A 16555-nucleotide genomic window follows, 5' to 3' on the forward strand; every position below is an offset into this window, starting at 1 on the left:
GTGTCCCCCTAGTGTCATCAGCCGCGTGCTGGTCTGATCTGCGGTGCGGCCGCTGTCCTATGCTCGTTGGGTGAAGGCGGTAGCAGCGGAGATGCGACAACATATGCTCGGCGAGGCGCTGTCGTCGCTGACCGCCATCCCGGCAGAGTCCGTCGAGCATGGCGAGGTCTTCACCCGCCGCTGGGTGGTCGACCTGATCCTCGACCTAGCTGGCTACACGGCTGACCGTGATCTTGCCGCGCTCGTAGCGGTCGAACCTGCCTGTGGCGGCGGTGCCTTCCTGGCCGCGATGGCTGCCCGAGTCAGCGCCTCCTGCCGGAAGCACGACCGGCCGTTGCTCGACGCCAAGCGGGCAATTCGTGCCTTCGACCTGTTGGCCTCAAACGTGACGGCCAGTAGGCGGCTGGTGCGGGAGGTGCTGGTCGATGAGGGTTGGTCGCTTCCGGAAGCACGCGAGCTGGCGACGGCGTGGCTGCGGCAGGGGGACTACTTGCTCGATCCGTATGTCCAGGAGGACGTCGACTTCGTCGTAGGTAACCCTCCGTACGTTCGGCTGGAAGATGTGCCCGCGGATCGTATGCTCGCCTACCGCGCTGCTTGCCCGACCATGACCGGCCGCGCTGACCTATACGTCGGTTTCTATGAACGGGCTCTGCGTTCTCTCGGGCCGGGCGGAGTCCTCGCGTTCATCTGTGCAGACCGCTGGATGCGCAACCAGTACGGCCGGCAGTTGCGGGAGCTCATCAGCGCCGGCTACAGCGTTGACGTCACGGTGACGATGCACGATGTCGACGCGTTCGAGGAACAGGTGTCGGCCTATCCAGCCGTCACAGTGGTCCGCCGTGCTCGACAGGGCGGCGCTGTAGTGGTGGACACTCGGCGGGGCTTCGGACCCCAGGACGCCCCAGAGTTGGTGGAGTCGATCTCGGCCACGGAGTTGGCGCCCCGGGCAAGCGGTCGGTACGAGGTCGCGCGACTACCCCACTGGTTTACCGGGGGCGACTCCTGGCCAGCCGGGTCTCCATCTCGTCTGGCCTTGATCGACGCGCTGAATGACCGCTTTCCTCCGCTCGAGGACGTGAACACCGGGACCCGGGTCGGTATCGGCGTTGCCACGGGTGCTGACAGCGTTTTCATCACCACGGACGCTGATGTCGAACCGGGGCGGCTACTGCCGCTGTCGATGGTCAAGGACACGACCTCGGGGAGTCATTCCTGGTCCCGCCAATATCTCGTCAACCCATGGGACGCGGACGGTCAGCTCGTGGACCTGACCGCGCATCCGCGCCTCCGGGCGTATTACCAGCGGCACGCAGCGGCTCTCAAGCGCCGGCACGTTGCCAGCAAGCGCCCTGCACACTGGTACAGGACCATCGACAAGGTAGATCATTCCCTGATCCGACGCCCAAAACTCTTGCTTCCGGACATGAAGACCACCATCCACCCTGTCCTGGACGAGGGTGGTTTCTATCCGCATCACAACCTTTACTACATCGTCTCCGACACGTGGGACCTCAGAATCCTAGGTGGACTTCTGTTGTCGGGTGTCGCGCAGGCGTTTGTAGAGGCGTACGCCGTTAGGATGCGGGGAGGCACCCTTCGATTCCAAGCCCAGTACCTGCGTCGGATTCGCGTCCCACGGCCCGAGACGATCTCGGCCGCCGACCGTGCTGCGCTCGCCGCTGCCTTTGATGAGCGGGACACGCGTGCGGCGACGGAGGTTGCGCTGCGTGTGTACGGGATTGAGGCTCTGGAGATGTGATCGGTGGATCAGCGCGCGTTCGAAGAAGCGGTTCGTAGCTCATGGGCGGTGCGAGAGTCGCAGGCTGCCAAGAAGCTTCTGTCTGGCAGGGCTGATACCGGAGGGCGAGGCGCAGTCACCGGCGGAGCACATCTCGACGCAATGACAGAGTTCCTCGCGAACGTGTTCCGGGACGCCGGCTTCCCGCCCGGCGCCGTGCGCTGCAAGTCCGGGGTCGAACTGCCGGGCTACTTTCGGCCCGCCAAGAAGTGGGACCTCGTCGTGATTCACGAGGGCCAACTGGTGGCGGCGATCGAGCTCAAGTCGCATGTCGGTCCGTCGTTCGGCAACAACTTCAACAACCGGAACGAAGAGGCAATCGGCAGCGCTGCCGACTTGCGGCAGGCATACGACCACGGCCTATTGGGTCGGCTGAGCCCATGGCTTGGCTACCTGCTGTTGGTAGAGGAGGCGCCGGGTTCGATCCGCAAGGGGGCACCTCGGAGCGGCACGTTTCCGATCGATCCGGCTTTTGCTGAGACGTCATACCTCGACCGCTACGTGATCCTCTGTAAGCGCTTACGAAGTGCCGGCTTCTATGACGCCACCTGCCTAGTCGCCTCATCGCGGGAGGTCGACGCGCCCGTTCGACAGCCGGATCTGGAGATCGGTTTCGCCGCCTTCGTCGGGGCCATCATGGCCCGTATCGAGGAGATTGGATTCCTTCCACGCAGGAGCAACTGAGCGTAGTCGCAGGCTGGACGTTGGTCATGAAGACGTACGGCCGCACGTCTCGTGGCGCGCCCCGGAGAGCGCAGTTGATCAACTAACTGTTTACCCTCGCTGCGCCCGATCCTCATCGGGTCTGCGCGGCGAGTTCGCCAACGGCCGGCAGGGTCACTGAACGGCCGCGCCCACCGGCGTGCCACAGCACCTGTAGACCGGAGCGCTGGCATGCCCGCAACCGCTCGGTGGCCCCGCCGTGTCGTGATCTCGGCGGCGTTCACCCTCACCCTGCTCGCCACGGCGGTCCCCGCCGACGCCCACCCGTACGGCTATCCGCAGACGGTGACCGTCGCGCCGGACGCGGCTCGCCCCGACGTGGTGCACCTGACGTGGAAGGCGGGGAGCGTCGACGAGCTGACCCTCCTCGGCGTCCACCTTGGCCTGTTACCGCAGGACCGCGTCCTGCTCGACGGGGCTGTCGACACCCGGGACAAGGACGCGGCCGTCCTCGCGAACTCCGCGCCGTTCGCGAACTACCTGCTCAAGCAGATGACGGTCAATGGCGACGGTCACGCGTGCGCCGGCACCGTCAAGAAGGCGAGCGACCTCGCCGCCGACGGTGTGGACGTCGACTACACCTGCCCAGGCCCGCTCGGCGTCGCCCGCATCGACATCCGGATGCTGACCGACCTCGACCCCGCGTACCGCACGGTCGCGACCGGACCCAAGGGCAAACGCCAGGTGTACGGCACCGACGAGTACTCCCACGACTGGCTTCTCGGCGACGCGCCACCGCAAGCGGCTGCCGACAGCGGGACGGGCCACGGCCAAAACACCCTCCGGCGGGTTGCGATGGCCGTCGGGCCCCTGCTGCTCGTCGCGGCTGTCGGGTCGTTGCTGCGACGCCAGGTACGTCGCCGACGGATCACCCGCGTTCGACCGTCGTCCTGAGACCGGCCGCCATCAGGGCGGCCCCCTCTGCCCGCCGCAGTCGGCATCACGGCGTCGGCGGTTCTTCGCACCCCAACAAAGGAGATGCCCCGCCATGACGCACGACAAACGTGCGCGCCGGAAGCGAACACGCGGACTGCTGTCCGCGATGGCGCTCGTCCTCATCGCCGGACCGGCGACGACCCTGCATCCGGCGCTGGCCGGAGCGGAGGCCGTGCCGGCCAGCGCCACCACGCCGCTGATCAACCTGAGCGCCGGGCAGAACGTCGAGGGCACGCTCCCCGTCGTCGTCGAGCCGGTCACCGAGAACGACTCCGTGACCACGCTCGCGGTCGACGGCGACAAGATCAGCGCCGACAAGACGGCCGGCACCGCCCACTTCGCCTTCGAGATGGGCGGCAACGGCACCGAGGCCCGCTACCGCAACTACCTCACCGTCAACGGGCACACGGCCGAGGCCGACCGGGTCTACTTCCCGGACGTCCCGGGCGGTCGCGTCGGCACCCTCGACTTTCCGGGTGACTGGCTGAAGCCCGGCCCGAACACCGTCTCGGTGCACGCCGGCGCGAACTGGGTCGACACCACCACCAAGACCGCCGTCGGCTACCAGGAGCTGCCGAACGGTGAGGGCGGCCGCTGCCCCAACTACGACGACTACGCGCTGAGTAGCATCAGCCTCAGCCTCCTCGGCGTGGTCGCCGACGGCGAGCAGAACCTGTTCAGCTACAACTTCGGCGACGGCACCTGCGGCAGCTCGGCGAAGCTGCTCAACCAGGATCTGACCTTCGTCATCTCCGGCACGCCGGGCAGCACGTCCGGCCTGCGTACCGACCTCGACACCACGAAGCTCACCAACGGTACGCACACCGTCAGCGCGACGGCCCTGTCGGGCGCGAAGACGAGCGTGACTGTCGACGTCAACAACTCCCCGGCCGGCGCGGCGGTCGTTACCCCCGGTGACGGCGCCCGCGTACGCGGAACCCAGCCGGTCATCGCCGCGCTCGCGACCGCCGGCAAGGACAGCGTCGAGTCGCTCGCCATCGACGACAAGCCGGCCGAGAACGCGGAGACCCTCGCTGCCGGCACCGCCACCCTCGGCCTCGCGGTCGAGGCCGGCAACTCGATCGAGGCCCGCTACCAGAACTACGCGCTGGTCAACGGCCACCGGGTCGACCTCGGCGGCGACTACGGCGCGCTCGGCGCGGAGGCCGTCAAGCTGGCGTTCCCGAACCGGTTCCTGCACCTCGGCGACAACGTCGTACAGGTAAAGACGGGCGACTACAACGGCACGCTCAACAGTGCTACCTGCGCCAACCACGACGACTTCAAGCTCACCCGGGAGGCCACCAGCCTTACCCTGAGCACGGCGGGCACGGTGACGCCCGGCACCACGTACCTGGTCACCACCAGCGGCACGACCGTGACGAAGGCGGAGACGACCGCCGCGTCGCTGGCGCTGGGCGACGGCACCTGCGGGCCGAACAAGGACGCCGAGTTCCACTTCACCATCGCGGACGCGCCGACGACGCGCACCGTCGACACCCTCGCCGCCGCCGGCGACGCGCACCTGAAGATGTTCGTCGGTGGCAACGGCAGCGACAACGGGTACGACAACAAGGTGCTCATCAACGGCATCCCGCTGGAGATCGGGATGTGGGAGAAGGAGGTCGCCGACCTCGGCTTCCCGAACGAGTGGCTGGTGCCGGGCGTCAACGCCCTGGAGTTCGTCGCGGGCAGCGACCACGGCAGCGCCAAGCCGGGTGGCTGCGACAACTACGACGACTTCACGCTGCGGGACTTCGAGCTGCTGCCCAGCGGCGCGAAGGCGACGCGGTTGACCCGCTCGGTCGCGCAGACGACCGTCACCATCGGCTCGGCCACCTACCCGGCCGGCTCGCCCGTCACCACGTACGTCGGTGACGGCACCTGCGGCAGCAGCTTCAACGGCGTCCTCACCACGATGGTCCTGTTCGACGTCACCGCCCAGGACGGCTCGGCCCTGCCGGCGCTGGGCAAGCGCGCCGACGTGGACACCACGACGATCGCGGACGGCGCCCACACCATCAAGGCGGTCGTCGGCGACAAGACCTCCACCCGGCGTTTCACCACCGACAACACCGCCCCGGAGATCGCCAGCAGCGTCCCGGCGGCCGGCCAGCGGCTGACGTCGACCGTGGCGCTCGACCTCACGGTCAAGGACGCCAGCGGCGTGGTCGGCACGCCGGTCATCACGCTCGACGGCGCGGCCGTGAAGCAGGGCGACCAGATCGGTCACGGCCTGCCGGCCGGCGAGCACACCATCGCGATGACGGCGACCGACGCACTCGGCAACACCGCCACCCGCGAGGTCCGGTTCAGCAGCGCGAGCATCCCGGACGTCCCGACCGAGCTGAACGCCACGGTCCGGAACACCGACCCGCTCTCGGCGGAGTTGTCCGCCCGGATCCCCGGCACCGCGGGTGTCGGGCTGACCGCGACCTTCACCAAGGCCGACGTCGTCCTGCCCACCAAGGGTTACCAGGGCGAGGCGGCCGACGTGCCGACCACGCTCGACGTCCAGCACGACAAGAGCGTGGACGTCACCTCCCTGCGTCCGCTCGACGGCGCGACCATCGACAGCCCGTCCAGCCGCGGGGTGATCTTCCAGCGGTACGACCTGGCACTGGGCACCACCAAGCAGGAGCCGACGCTGCGCTGGTCGGGCAGCATCGACCCGGCGCGGATCGTGGCGCTGCGGGCCTGGAACCCGGCCACCGGAAAGTGGGTCGTGCTCACCAGTTCCCGGGGGAAGGCCGGGCAGGACACGGTCCTGACCGCGCCGGTCGAGGCCGGCTACCGCGACGGCGGTGTCGTGCACGTGCTGGTCACCGGTGAGGACCCGTTCGCCGACGACCTGTCGCCGCGCGACTCGACGGCGCAGAACGACAAGGACCGCTTCGAGGACCCCGCGTCGTACGACTTCTCGTTGGCGCACTTCACCGACACCCAGTACATCACCGAGGGAGCGGCCGGCGGCACGTACGACGACTTCGACGGCAACGCCGAGCCCTCGGACGTCGAGACCGCCGAGGAGCAGGCGATCTGGTCGGCCGCGTACCGCGACCAGATGCAGTGGATCGCCGACAACGCGGACAGCCGCAAGATCGCGTACGCCGCGCACACCGGTGACGTCATCGAGAACGACTACTACGACCCGCTGGCGAAGAACCCGGACGGCTCGCTGAAGCGGCCCGGCCTGCACGAGCAGGTGGAGAAGGAACTCGCCACCGCCTCGGGCTTCCAGAAGATCCTCGACGACAACGGCGTCGTGAACCAGGTCATCGCGGGCAACCACGACGACCAGTTGGGTGCCGAGACCGGCCCCGACTCCCGGTTCAGTCGCACCTTCAGCGCCGACCGGTACTACGGCACGGCGAAGGCCTGGCCGAAGGGCACCGAGTACCACGCCTGGGACGAGAGGACGAACGCCGACGGCTCGGTCACGCCGGGCAGGGACAACCAGAACAACTACCTGCTGTTCTCCGCCGGTGGCCTGGACTTCGTGGCGGTCGGCCTGTCGTACGGCGTCACGCCGGCCGAGGCCAAGTGGGCCGACTCGATCTTCAAGCGGTACAAGGACCGCAACGGGATCCTGCTCTCCCACGACTACCTGAAGCCGTCGGCCAACCCCGACGGACGTGGCGCGGACTTCTCCGCTCCGGACGGCTCGCCGCTGTTCAAGCAGGTCGTCGAGACCAACCCGAACGTCTTCCTGGTCCTCGCCGGTCACGAGCACGGCGTCGGCACCAACCTGAAGTCGAAGATCGGCGTGACGGTCAGCCACGACGTCGTCGAGCTGCTGGCGGACTACCAGTTCTACACGGTCGCCGCCGCGGAGCTGTGGCCGAACCAGGTCGCCGCCGACGGCACCATCGACGTCAACGGGGACGGTACGCCGGACCACAAGGCCACCGACCGGTTGCAGTTCGGGGCGAGCTTCCTGCGTCTGCTCCAGTTCGACGTGGACCGGGCCGAGATGCACATCGACACGTACTCGCCGTTCCTGAAGAACTTCGGGGCGACCGAGTACGACATCCGCCAGGACGGCAGCCAGCCCAAGCCGCGCTACAACGGCGCGGAGGACAACCTGACCCTGCCGGTGGACCTCACCACCCGCAAGACGTCGTTCACCACCGACTCGCTCGCCGCGTACGTGCCGGCCGGCACGATCGGCACCGACGAGGTGACCTCGAACGACGTGGCCACCACGACGTGGGGCAACCTCCAGCCGGGCACCTCGTACGGCTGGATCGTGTCGGCGAAGAGCGCCGACGGCGGCGAGGCGGTGGCCCAGCCGGCGGTGTTCACGACCGCCAAGAGGGTCCCCACGATGACCGTCACCACCACCCCGACCGCCTGGGGTACGGCGGCGACGGTGACCGTCAAGGTCGCGGCCGGCAGCACGCCGGTCACCGGCGCGGTGGAGTTGCGCGAGGGTACGACCGTTCTTGGCTCGGCCACGCTGACCAACGGCACGGCGACGTTCACCCTGCCGGTGGGCCTGGCCGGCGGCCAGCACCCGCTGACCGCGTCGTACCCGGGTGACGACCACCTCACCGCGGTCGAGGCCACCGCGACCCTGACGGTGAACCTGCCGGCGGAGTGGAGTTCGTCGACCGTCTACAACGACGGTGACCGGGTGACCTACCAGGGCCGGGTGTTCCGGGCCTCCTGGTACACGAAGAACCAGAAGCCGGGCGCGGACGCCAACGGCGCGTGGCAGGAAGTCGCCATGACCGAGGACGGTACGGCGATCTGGACCGCGTCGCGGATCTTCAACTCGGGCGACTTCGCGATGTACGACGGCAGGAAGTGGCGGGCCCAGTGGTACACCCGCAACCAGAAGCCGGGTGACCGCAACGGCCCCTGGGAGGAGATCGCCCCGACCCCGCCGGACAACAGTCCGGCCGTCTGGACGCTGACGAAGGTGTACGTCGCCGGCGACCGGGTGTCGTTCAAGGGGCACGTCTACGAGGCGAAGTGGTGGACGCGCGGCCAGGAGCCGGGCGACACGAACGGCCCGTGGAAGCTGATCAAGTAGGCAGCTTCGCGTGAACGCCGGCCCGGGACCGATGCTGGTCCCGGGCCGGCTTGTTCGTTGATCGACTCGGGTTCCTGGAAGCCGGGGTGTCCCGAGCGCCCCGACACCCCGCCCTCCTGTGGCGCGAGGTGACCAAGGCCCGAAGCGGCCCCGCTCATCGGAGAAGCCCTCCGCCAACGCCGCGATCAGGGCCGTGCGACTGCGTCACCCGTCCGGTGGAGGGCATCCGTTCCACCCGTTCTCACGTTTGCCCTGCTCCTACGCTTCGCCGGAGGCGGGCGCGGCCTGGGCGTCGGCCACTTTCGACACTGGCGGAGGGTCGATGGCTTTGAGGCGTACACCTCGGGTTGTGGTTGCGGCGGTAGCCGGCGGGCTGTTCGCCCTCGGGGTGGTCGCGCCCGGCCCGGCTGCCGCGCCGCTGCCTCGCGCGGCCCAGGCGGACGGCGACGTGGTCCCCGTGCCGCGCGAGCCGCGCCCACCGCTGCTGCCCGCCGACTTTCGGGGCACCGGCCGGTACATCGTGCGCGACCTCGGCATCGACGTGCCGTTCACCTGGCAGGGCCGGGACGGCAACAGCCAGATGATCGCCGGCGGCCCCGAGCACCCGATCTGGTTCACGAACCTGATCTACGAGAACACGCTCTACACGCTCACCTACAAGTGGCCGAACATCCCGCTGTTCCCGCCGCGCCCGTGCAGCAAGGTGCCGGGGTTCTTCAACCGGCAGATCTTCAACGACAAGCTGAAGACGTCCCGCTACGTCGGCCCGGAGATCCTCCAGGGCAAGACGGACCGGCACGTGGACCACTGGCGGGTGGGCGTGGTCGGCGGCTCGACCGTGCCGGGGGAGTTCTTCCGGTTCCCGCTCGCGCTCGGCGACATCTACGTCGACCAGCGCGACTCGAGCCGGTGGGTGCAGGTGCTCCAGTTCGGCCTGCAGAACCTCTTCGACCCCGAGCTGGACGAGTGGTTCACGTTGGACACCTTCGACCACCACCCCGGCGAGGTCACCCTCCCCGACCGCTGCCCACCCCCCACGCCGTAACCGCGCCCCCGGCCCGGCCCCCGGCCCCCGGCCCGGGCCCTCCGCCCCCGCCCGCGCCCCGGCCCCCGGCCCGGCCCCCGGCCCGGGTCCCCGGCCCGGGCCGCGGTGATCAAGAGGTTTGCGTCACCGATCGCGCGAAATTTGACGCGAACCTCTTGATCACCGGGGCGGGGGCAGCGTGAGGACGTGGGGCCGGGCAGCGTGGGGCCGGGGGGCGTGGGGCCGGGGGCGTGGGGCCATGGGGGCTTTACATGGCGAACAGGAGGGCGGCGTTCAGGAGGACGACCAGGGCTGTCGCGAAGTGGATGCCGAACGCTACGGCCTTCGTGCCGCCGTTGCGCAGCACGATGAGGGTGTCGCCCAGCGGGACGAGCGCGACGACCAGCATGAACCACGCCACCGCGTCGGCGTTGGTGAAGGCGATCAGGGCGAGGCCGAGCAGCCCGAACGTGAGGTCCTTGAGCCCTTTGACCGTCAGGTAGGCGGTGTCGCCCGGCCGGGCCGGTACGCCGTACCCGGCGGCTGCGGCCTGCGGCACCAGCAGGAACCGCGCACCAATGAAGGCGACGAAGAGGCTGAGGACGACGGCGAGCCCGTAGGCGAGGGGGGTCAACATGGTTCACTCCAATTTCTAGCGCCGCTAGGTATATGAGCGACGCTAGCAGAACGTCGGCAGGATCGCTAGCGGTGCTAGCATCGCTGTCATGTCGACACAGGCGCGCCGGGAGCGTGAGCGGGCGGAACGGGAACGCGCCATCGTCGCCGCTGCCCGAGAGTTGGCCCTCGCGGAAGGGTGGGACGCGGTGACCACCCGGCGGCTCGCCGCCGAGATCGAGTACAGCCAGCCTGTGCTCTACAGCCACTTCAAGGGTAAGGACGCCATCATGGCGGCGGTCGCCGTCGAGGGTTTCGCCGAGCTGGCGACTGCGCTGGTGTCCGCCCGCGCCTCGGCAGCCGACCCGCGGCAGGCGGTCGCCGACGTCGCGGCGGCGTACGTCACGTTCGCCGAGCAGCGGCCCGCGCTCTACGACGCGATGTTCACCCTCGCCGTGGACCTGCCGTTCGCCAGCGCGGACGTACCGACCGACCTGGCACGGGGGTTCGCCGAGCTGGCCGAGACGGTACGCCCGTTCGTCGGGGACGGTGACCTGGAGGTCGTCACCGAGACGTTCTGGAGCGGCCTGCATGGTCTGGTCACGTTGATGCGCAGCGGCCGGCTTCGTCGGGAAGGCCACGACCAGCGGCTCGCGGCGCTGGTCGACCGCTTCTCCCGGTGAGGGATCACGCCGCTTGACCGACTCCGTTTCGGCGATGTGGGGGCATCAACCTGCGGGGACGCCCCCACATCGGCGATGTCGAGTCGATCAAGGCGCAAGCGCCGAGGCGCAAGCGCCGAGGCGCAAGCGCCGAGCGGGCGTCAGTCGACCGTCGGGAGCTTCGGGCCGAGGACGTCGTCGGCGTCGACGATCGTGTACGCGTACCCCTGCTCGGCGAGGAAGCGTTGCCGGTGCGCCGCGTACTCGGTGTCGATCGTGTCCCGGGAGACCACCGTGTAGAAGTGCGCCTGCCGGCCGTCGGCCTTGGGGCGCAGCACGCGGCCCAGCCGCTGGGCCTCCTCCTGGCGTGACCCGAAGGTGCCGGACACCTGGATCGCCACCGCCGCCTCGGGCAGGTCGATGGAGAAGTTGCCCACCTTGGAGATGACCAACGTGCGCAGCTCGCCGGTGCGGAACGCGTCGAACAGCCGCTCGCGCTCCTTGTTCGTGGTGGAGCCCTGCACGATCGGCGCGTCCAGGTACTCGCCGATCTGGTGCAACTGGTCGATGTACGCGCCGATCACCAGCACCTGGTCGTTCGGGTGCCGGTCGACCAGGGCCTTGACCACGGGCAGCTTGGTGCGCGCGGTCGCCGCCATCCGGTAGCGCTCCTCGGCCTCCGCCGTCGCGTACGACATGCGCTCCGCGTCGGTGAGCGTCACCCGGACCTCGACACACTCGGCCGGGGCGATCCAGCCCTGCGACTCGATGTCCTTCCACGGCGCGTCGTACCGCTTCGGCCCGATCAGGCTGAACACGTCGCCCTCGCGGCCGTCCTCGCGTACCAGAGTGGCCGTCAGGCCCAGCCGGCGGCGGGCCTGGAGGTCCGCCGTGAAGCGGAAGATCGGCGCGGGCAGCAGGTGCACCTCGTCGTAGACGACCAGGCCCCAGTCGCGGGCGCCGAACAGGTCCAGGTGGGTGAACGCGCCACCCTTTCGGGAGGTGAGCACCTGGTACGTGGCGATGGTGACCGGGCGGATCTCCTTGCGCTCGCCCGAGTACTCGCCGATCTCCTCCTCGGTCAGCGACGTGCGGGCGATCAACTCGCGCTTCCACTGCCGGCCGGCCACCGTGTTGGTGACCAGGATCAGCGTCGTCGCCTTCGCCTCGGCCATCGCCGCCGCGCCGACCAGGGTCTTGCCGGCCCCGCAGGGCAGCACCACGACACCCGACCCGCCGGCCCAGAACGCCTCGACGGCCTCCCGCTGGTACGACCGCAGCGTCCACGGCTTGCGTCCGTCCTTGCCGGCCTCGGCCAGCTCGATCGGGTGCGCCTCGCCGTCCACGTAGCCGGCCAGGTCCTCCGCCGGCCAACCCAGCTTGAGCAGCGCCTGCTTGAGCCGGCCCCGCTCGGACGGGTGCACCCGGATCGTGTCGTCGTCGATCTTGTCGCCGAGCATGCCGGCGAGCTTCTTGCTCTTGGCCACCTCGATCAGCACCAGGCGATCGAGCGCCCGCAGCACCAGGCCATGCGCAGGATCGTTGGCGAGCTGGAGCCGACCGTACCGGTCCATCGTCTCGGCCACGTCCACCAGCAGCGCGTGCGGCACCGGGTAGCGCGAGTACTTGATCAGGGAGTCGACCACGCCCTCGGCGTCGTGCCCCGCCGCGCGGGCGTTCCACAGACCCAGCGGGGTCAGCCGGTACGTGTGCACGTGCTCCGGGGACCGCTCCAACTCGGCGAAGGGCGCGATCGCCATCCGGCAGGCCTGCGCGTCGGGGTGGTCGATCTCCAGCAGCAGCGTCTTGTCCGACTGCACGATCAGGGGTCCACCACTCACGCCAGCGTCCTCTCCTCGGTTGGCCGTCGGGCTGCGGCTCGGTGACCCGCCGCAGGCCGACCATCCAGTGTTGCACGGCGGAGAACGTCCCAAGAAAGATGCTCACCGGATGCAACCAGGACGGCACTTACGAACGTCTAGGAAAGGGACGACTGTCCAGGGGAGGTGCCATGCGGCGTGTCCGGCACACTTTCCGGCTGTTTGCCCTGGTGGTGGTCGTGCTGGTCGGTACCGGCGCGTGCACGTTCGATCCGCGGTCCGGCGGGAGTGGTGGCGGGGGAGCCGCCCCGGTCGGCGCGGCGGAGCAGGCATCGGGGGCGAGCGGCACGTCCGGGCCGGCCCAGCACGGCCGGCCCACACCGGCGTCGCCCGCCCCACGCTCGACCACCGCAGCGCCGAAGAAGACCACGCCGAAGCCGAAGCCGAAGCCGACCGCCTCGACGTCGGCGCCGACGTCGCCGACCGCCAGCGGCTGCCCGCAGGGCCAGCACCAGCGCGCGGTGGAGACGTACCTCGCCCGCCTCGGCGGGTTCGGGGCCGTCACGGTCGACGGGCGGCAGTCCGCCGCCGACTGCGCCGCCATCAAGAAGTTCCAGAAGAGGTACGGCATTCGCCCCGTCGAGGGTCGCGCCGGACCGACCACCCTCGACGTGGCCCAGCGCCTCGCCACCACCGACACGACCCGCTGCAAGGCCGGCGCCGGCACCACGTTCTGCGTGGACCTGACCCGGCAGACCGTCTGGGCGATGCGCGGCGGCAAGGTGGTCATGGCGCCGACCGTGACCCGTACGGGGATGTCCGGGTACCGCACCCCCTCCGGCACGTACACCGTCAACTTCCGCAACCCGAAGGAGTGGTCCGACCCGTACGAGGTGTGGCTGCCCTACTGGCAGCACTTCACCCAGGGCATGGGCTTCCACGAGACCACCACCTACCTGCACGACAAGTCGATCGGCTCGCACGGCTGCGTCAACCTCCTGCACGCCGACGCCGTCCGGATGTGGGAGCTGGGGAAGGTCGGCACCCGGGTCGTGCTCGTCGGCCGCCGCCCCGGCACCTGAGCGACACGCCCCCATTTCCGGGTTTTATCCCCTGTCACACCGGTCACCGGAGTGTCACGCTGGGAGTCCAGGGCCGGACCGGGCGGGGAGGCTGGGTATGACGGTCGACCGTGAAGTGGCCGCGCAGTACGAGCAGGCGCCGCCCGACGAGGTGTCCCGCGCGACCGTGTTCGCGTACGCCTTCGCGGCGGCGCTGCTCTTCGGGTGGTTCCTCTTCGGGTGGTTGGTGCTCCAACAGGGCTTCGTCGACTCGGTCGGCGAGTCGGCCGGGGCCGGCTTCGCCCTCCTGCTGCTCGTCTCGGTGGTCGGCACCGTACGGCGCAGCCGCCGCTGAGCCGACCGCCGTCTCAGTCCGCCAGCACCGCCGCGGTGATCCGGTGCAGCGCGAAGGTGTGCAGCATCTCCGTCCGCTCGTCCTCGGCACGCAGGTAGCCCGCCCCGATCGAGACCGGCTTCACCAGCCGCGACGCGGTCGCCCCGTGGGCGTCCACGTACCCGACCCAGACCAGCGCCCGGTCCCGGACGGCCTGTTGGAGCACGGCGAGCGCCTCGCTGTGCGTGTGTGCGGGCACCGGGCCACCGCCCAGCCCCGCAGCCCCACCCCGTACCACCGCCGGGGCGCGACGGGCGGCCCTCGCCGCCGCCTCACCCCGTCGGATGTGCTCCACCACCCCGAGCAGCCGGGGCATCGGCAGCTTCGGGGCGGCCAGCGGGTCCAGCGTCCTGGTGGTCACCGTTACCCGCGCCGGAGCGCGCCGGACTCGTGGCCGGATCAGCATCGTGCTGCCCGTGCCGTCCTCCTGCACCGGCGCGTACCCGGCCTCCCGCAGCGCGACGAGCATCCGGCTGACCTGGTACGGGGTGGTCAACACCGTCGGCGCCAGCCGCCGCAGCGTCAACGACTCCAGCCGCCGGTCGGCCAGCACCTCGGTGAGCAGCGCCTCGTCGTCGCTGCGCAGGTACGCACCGGCCGAGCCGGCCCGCAGCCCGCCGTGCTTACGGGCCACGTCGTCCACCAGGTAGCTGAGCCCCTGCGGCACGGGCGTACGCGACCGTCGACGGAACAACTCGTGCAGGTCGTCGGCCGTGTAACCGGCGTCCAACGCCCGTCGGACGCTCGCCGTGGTCAACCGGTGCACACTCGCCCCGCCGGCCGACTCGAGTTCGGTCGTCGCCTCCAACTCGGCGGCGAGCGCCGGTTCCGGCGGCCCGGGCACCACCACGGTCAGGTCGGCCTGCACCAGGAAGTGGTCGACCGGGGCGGGCAGCAACGCGTCCAACGCCCGCGCCGCACCGGACGGATCGCCGCTCTCGGTGTCCGCGTGCAAGCCCAGCGGGTCGCCACCGGAGTCGTCGGTCGACGTCAGCTCGCCCAGCAACAACCGGCCGTACGAGGTGAGCGCCCCCAGCCCGGTCATGCCGAGCTGCGCCGCCTCGGCCAGCACCTCCCGGTGGGCGGCCTCCCGACCCCGGCTGCGCCGTGGCGTCCGCCAGTCGAGCAGGGCCTGCAACTCCTCCGGGGTGGGTGCGGTCGCCGGTTCCAGGTCGGCGAGCACCCCGAGCACCGCCCGGCGGGTTGCCGGCGCGCCGGCCCGCTCAGCCTCCGCCGAGAGTGCGGTGATCGGCCGGTCCCGGTCGTCACGCCGCCCGACCAACCCGACCTGCCGGGTCATGGTCATCCAGGCGCGGGCCAGGTGCTCCCACCGCTGGGCCAGGGATCCGGCCCGCCACACCTCGTACCCGCCGGTCGGCAGCACCTGCTGATCCGCCCCGTACCGACCGGTGGTCGAACCGGGCAACTCCATCTCGCCAGCGAGCCCCGCCGCGTACGCCACCTCCAGCAGCAGCGCGGCGGTCGACTCGTCCAGGCCGGCGGTGCGGGCCAGCCGGCGCAGGTCGCGGACGCCGATGCCACCCGAGCGCAGCACCGGGGCGGGTTCGTCGGCGAGCTGTTCCAGCAGCCCTTCGGTGTGCCGGACCACCTCCATGGTCTGCCCGGCGCCGGCCGAGTCGACCATCTTGGGCTCGCGGGGAGCGGCGGCCACCGACGGCGGGCTGGTCTGCAACGGCCCTAGCGGGCCGCTGTCGCGCCGCAGCAGGAGGCCGACCTCGCGGGGCAGCTCGACGGTGCCGCCGGCCGTCGCCGAGCCGGCCGAGACGGTCACCAGCAGCCGGTTGTCGACCAGCCAGCGCACCGGTGAGCCGGTGGGCGCGCCACCGTTCGTCGGGTCGGCGAGGACGGCGTCCTGCGCGCCGATCGCCGGCGCCTGCAACGCGCCCGGGGGCACGCTGCCGACCGGCGGCCCGGCCGCCAGCCGGTCCAGGATCGCCCGGGCCGACGGGGGTGCCGCGAGCAGCGTCCGGCGCAGCTTCGCCGGGTCCGCGCAGAGGGCGGCCGCGCGAACGTCCAGGTCCGCGGCGGGTCGACCAAGTCCAGCGGGGTACGGGGAAACCTCGTCGACGGCGGCAGCCACGTGCATGGCGTGCTCGGGGCCGTACAGCAGGAAAAGCGCCCTCAGCCGGTCCACGGCGGCCCGGACCGCGGTCGGCGCCGGCGGGTGCGGCCCGGCGGTCGCCATGGCGAGAATCGCGTCGGTGGTGGTCGTGCCCTCGTCCGGGTGCCGCGTGAGCCGGCCGGCGTCCAGGATGAGCAGCGTGAACTGGTCCAGCCCGTCCAGGGCGCGGGCCACCGAGACCCGGGACTGGGCGCGGATGGCCAGGGCGGAGATGTCGGCCGGCACGGGCACGACGAGGTCCGGCCGCAGTTGCAGGAGTGCGGCCAGTGACTCGTCGGGCAGCGACCGCAGATGGTCGGCGAGTGAGGTGGTCATCGTCTTTCCACGCTAGCCCGGGG

The 16555-nt window shown here is 70.4% G+C and carries 11 protein-coding genes; 8 read left to right on the forward strand and 3 right to left on the reverse strand.

Annotated features, from left to right (window positions below):
- Positions 1 to 70 precede the first annotated feature (70 nt).
- The 5 genes from ACQPZK_RS02405 to ACQPZK_RS02425 all read left to right on the forward strand — a co-directional run bounded on the left by ACQPZK_RS02405 (position 71) and on the right by ACQPZK_RS02425 (position 9543).
- Positions 71 to 1762, forward strand: a complete 1692-nt coding sequence (locus ACQPZK_RS02405; protein ID WP_433536717.1) for an Eco57I restriction-modification methylase domain-containing protein — start codon at positions 71 to 73, stop codon at positions 1760 to 1762.
- Positions 1763 to 1765: 3 nt separating this feature from the next.
- Positions 1766 to 2485 (forward strand): PaeR7I family type II restriction endonuclease, encoded by a 720-nt coding sequence (locus ACQPZK_RS02410; RefSeq protein WP_433536718.1) that lies wholly within the window; start codon positions 1766 to 1768, stop codon positions 2483 to 2485.
- Positions 2486 to 2695: 210 nt separating this feature from the next.
- The gene (locus ACQPZK_RS02415) at positions 2696 to 3418 is read left to right on the forward strand and encodes a hypothetical protein (RefSeq protein WP_433536719.1); all 723 of its coding nucleotides are present in this window, start codon (positions 2696 to 2698) and stop codon (positions 3416 to 3418) included.
- 94 nt (positions 3419 to 3512) lie between these two features.
- Entirely contained in the window at positions 3513 to 8498 is a 4986-nt protein-coding gene (locus ACQPZK_RS02420) for a carbohydrate-binding protein (RefSeq protein WP_433536720.1), read from the forward strand.
- Between the two features lie 349 nt (positions 8499 to 8847).
- The gene (locus ACQPZK_RS02425; protein WP_433536721.1) at positions 8848 to 9543 is read left to right on the forward strand and encodes a hypothetical protein; all 696 of its coding nucleotides are present in this window, start codon (positions 8848 to 8850) and stop codon (positions 9541 to 9543) included.
- 247 nt (positions 9544 to 9790) lie between these two features.
- Here the strand turns inward: ACQPZK_RS02425 and ACQPZK_RS02430 are convergent, their stop codons facing one another.
- Positions 9791 to 10159, reverse strand: a complete 369-nt coding sequence (locus ACQPZK_RS02430; RefSeq protein WP_433536722.1) for a DUF4267 domain-containing protein — start codon at positions 10157 to 10159, stop codon at positions 9791 to 9793.
- Between the two features lie 88 nt (positions 10160 to 10247).
- Here ACQPZK_RS02430 and ACQPZK_RS02435 point away from each other — a divergent pair, with 88 nt between their 5' ends.
- Positions 10248 to 10820, forward strand: a complete 573-nt coding sequence (locus ACQPZK_RS02435) for a TetR/AcrR family transcriptional regulator (RefSeq protein WP_433536723.1) — start codon at positions 10248 to 10250, stop codon at positions 10818 to 10820.
- A 140-nt stretch (positions 10821 to 10960) separates the two neighbouring features.
- Here the strand turns inward: ACQPZK_RS02435 and ACQPZK_RS02440 are convergent, their stop codons facing one another.
- On the reverse strand, positions 10961 to 12640 hold the full coding sequence (locus tag ACQPZK_RS02440; protein WP_433536724.1) for a DNA repair helicase XPB: 1680 nt from the start codon (positions 12638 to 12640) through the stop codon (positions 10961 to 10963).
- Positions 12641 to 12810: 170 nt separating this feature from the next.
- Between ACQPZK_RS02440 and ACQPZK_RS02445 the strand changes: the two genes are divergently transcribed.
- Together ACQPZK_RS02445 and ACQPZK_RS02450 are read left to right on the forward strand one after the other, a co-directional pair.
- On the forward strand, positions 12811 to 13701 hold the full coding sequence (locus ACQPZK_RS02445) for a L,D-transpeptidase family protein (protein ID WP_433536725.1): 891 nt from the start codon (positions 12811 to 12813) through the stop codon (positions 13699 to 13701).
- Positions 13702 to 13798: 97 nt separating this feature from the next.
- Positions 13799 to 14035, forward strand: coding sequence for a hypothetical protein (locus ACQPZK_RS02450; RefSeq protein WP_433536726.1), 237 nt, complete (start codon positions 13799 to 13801; stop codon positions 14033 to 14035).
- 13 nt (positions 14036 to 14048) lie between these two features.
- Here ACQPZK_RS02450 and ACQPZK_RS02455 read toward each other — a convergent pair whose 3' ends face one another.
- Positions 14049 to 16532 carry a helicase-associated domain-containing protein gene (locus ACQPZK_RS02455; protein WP_433536727.1) on the reverse strand — a complete coding sequence of 828 codons (2484 nt, stop codon included), beginning with the start codon at positions 16530 to 16532 and terminating at the stop codon, positions 14049 to 14051.
- Positions 16533 to 16555: the final 23 nt, after the last annotated feature.

The sequence above is a fragment of the Micromonospora sp. CA-249363 genome (genome assembly GCF_050950185.1).
Classification (GTDB): Bacteria; Actinomycetota; Actinomycetes; order Mycobacteriales; family Micromonosporaceae; genus Micromonospora.